Annotated in this window: 2 protein-coding genes; both read right to left on the reverse strand. The window is 49.7% G+C overall.

Going from position 1 to position 2,887, the window contains the following annotated elements; translation table 11 throughout:
* Positions 1–1,639, reverse strand: a 1,639-nt coding sequence (locus AB4589_RS12630) for a conjugal transfer protein TraG N-terminal domain-containing protein (protein ID WP_372100689.1), incomplete at its 3' end; no start/stop codon positions are given.
* Between the two features lie 3 nt (positions 1,640–1,642).
* On the reverse strand, positions 1,643–2,887 hold a 1,245-nt coding region (locus tag AB4589_RS12635), incomplete at its 5' end, for a conjugal transfer protein TraH (RefSeq protein ID WP_372100691.1).

The following is a 2,887-nucleotide window of genomic DNA, read 5'->3' on the forward strand; positions in this document are numbered from 1 at the left end:
TGCGGGCATTCGCCACACTCTCTTGCAGCATACTTTGCGTGTTGGCGCTGATGTTGCCGCGACTGGTGGTTTGTGAGCTGTCGTAGGTGGTGCGCCCATCTCCGTGTTGTGTGGTCACCGAGCCGTCTGGGTTTTGGGTGTAGCTGTGACCTTGGTTGGCGAGGGTATTGGTATCAAACTTATTGGCATGGGTGTTGTTCATGCTGTGGTTGTCAATCTGCATACTGCCAAAATCCAGATTACCCGTGGACGCTGCAGCGCTCGCTCTGGCATTGGTCGAGTTAATCATGCTCGAGAGCTGGTAGTTCATGCTCGACATGACTTCTTGACCGCCTTTTAAAATGCCTTTGGCTATCATAGGGACGCCTATCATCAATATACCCGTGATCCAGGCGAAGCGGCTGTGAAGCTCATCCGCGGCATTCGCGTTGGAAAGCACTAGCCCCCCGAACTTCCCCGAGACATCCGTAGACAGAGATTCCAGTCCCCAAAGCTGAAAGCCGTTGATGATGGCAAACAAGGCTGGCCACGTGGCCAAAAAGGCAAACGTCCCAAAATAGTTTTTTAACACCATCATGGTCAAGCCAGGAATGACCGCGGCACCTGCAACAAAGAAGCCTAGGCACGCGAACAACATAAACATCATCGTATGGAGCATCGGCAAGTATTCTCTTGCCATCAAACCTAATGACGCCCACATTGAGGTGGTTTGCAGTTTATTGGTGGTATAAGCGTAATTGAGCGCAGCTTGCGTTGGGTCAAGGCTATCAAGGTTGTAGCGTAGCTCGTTCATCAGCATGTTTTGTTTGATGGTGCTGGACGCGCTGGTACTCATTCTAAAAAATTTGTCGTAGCTGCGGGTGAGTGACTGCACCACTTGCGGCTTATAACGGTCCGCGTCTTTGCCAAGCAATTGATGCGCTAACAAGCTCATGTTTTTATTGGCGGCATCATCAAAGCGCTGCTTGATGATAGGGTAAGCTTCTTCACATCGCTTGTAGGTGCTTCGGCCGCCGCCTTCATCAAGATAAAGGGCGCGCAACGGGCTTTGCCTAACGCCGTCTAAAAAGGCAAAAATATCAGGGGCGGTAAAGAGTTCATCCCAGGTGTATTTCCCATTGATTCTCACATCCCCAATCATGCAGTTATGAAAGTAGTCTCGCCAGAGTTTTTGCAGCGCCAGCTCATTAATCCTGGATTGTCTTGAGAGCTGATACAGCTCAGAGCCAAACAACATCCCAGTACGACCATAACGCTCATCGTCGGAGGTGGTGAAAATGCCTTCCACACCTTCGGCCATCCCCACCATGATAGAAGAGAAAAAGTAAGTAGGCACGGCCACGAGGTAAGGGACATTATCCACCTTGTAAGCCTTACCCGGTTGCGTCTTATCAATGATGAGCATGTCGGCTTTCATGTTGATAAGAAACAGGGGTACGGCAAAGAACACCACCATCCATTTGATGAGGTCTTTGGGGTTACGTGACAGCATGAAGATAAACAAACTGGTGATAAGCCCCAGCATCATGCACATCTGTAAGTAATCCCCAAAGGTATTGGTTCTAAAAAAAGTGGCCAGCGCATTAAAGGCTTTGTTGACCACTTCGCCGGAAGTGTAAGTGTAATATTCGAGTATCATAGGTCAGTTCCCATAAGCCGGGGTAGGTTTGGTGGTCGTGCTGATTTCTTTTGTGCTTTGCTGCGTGGTCTTTCTTTGCGAGTCAATCAGTTGATTGCGGTTGTTGAGCGCCTCAATGGCGTTCTCAGCCAGCCCCGCGGTAAAGCGTTTGGCGTTATCGATATCACGAGTGATGAGGGCGATGTCATCCTGGCTGTTGTTGGTGTTGGCCAAGGATTGGCGGGCAACATTTAACATGCTCACGAGGTACTGATTAAGCAGCTCCACCGCTATCATTCGCGAGTAGTTGCTGGTATCGGGGGTTTGATTGGCGGATAAGTCGTCAATAAAGAACTTGAGTACCGGCGTTTGAATCAGCTCCAGAAAACCCTCTTGTTGACGCGTGAGTCTTTGGTCGGTGGCTATCTTTTGCAGTATCGATTCCAGTTGTTTGCGTATCTGGTTTTGTATGCCGTTAGTTTGACTTATGGATAAGTTATTGCGCTTGGTAATGGTAATGCACGCATCTGGGTCTGTTTTGCGACACTGATAAACGTCAGCCTTGCCCCCTTCGAGCAGCACGTTGACGAGGTTGTTGTTGTCGGTCAAAAGGCTAGGGTAATAACGCGGATTGCCGTCTTTGTCGTACACGTAAGAGCCTGACAAACTCATCATGAATTGCGCTAGATTTTTGTCGGAGGACAAAAAAGCGTTATTCATGATCGCAGACCAGACCACGTTGTGATTGGTTTGGGTCATGTCTTTCAGGGCTGGATCCTTTTTGGCGTCCTTTAGCTGACCCGCTGCTTTGCCTCCTGCGCCACATTCCTGCTGCCCTTGAACCCAATCTGAGAAGGCGTTGTTTTGTGTACCAAGCGTCGCGCAGACATGCTTTTTGGTAGCAGGAGCGGCAAAGGCGGCCAGTCCACCGATGGACGCTTGCGCGGCTTCACAAGAGTTCACCGATTGATTGAGATATTTGTCGAGCCTGGCTTGGAGATTATCCAGGTTTTGCTTGAGCTGCGGTGCCCAGGTTTGCAGGGCTAAGTTGACAATAAAAGGAGGGGCATTATGAATAATGGCTTTGCCCAGTTTCACCAGTTGGTCTGAGCTGATGTGTGAAAATCCCCCCATAAACATATCAATGCCAGTGCACCCGGTACTGATGGAGGGGACAGTGACGCTGACCAACTGTGCATCGACAATTTGATTACGCACAAACAAACTGCCACCGGTGTAGTAGTTGGCCGATTGCCCTTGGTAAGCCGT

It is taken from the genome of Vibrio sp. 10N.222.49.A3, assembly GCF_041475145.1.
Classification (GTDB): Bacteria; Pseudomonadota; Gammaproteobacteria; order Enterobacterales; family Vibrionaceae; genus Vibrio; species Vibrio tasmaniensis_A.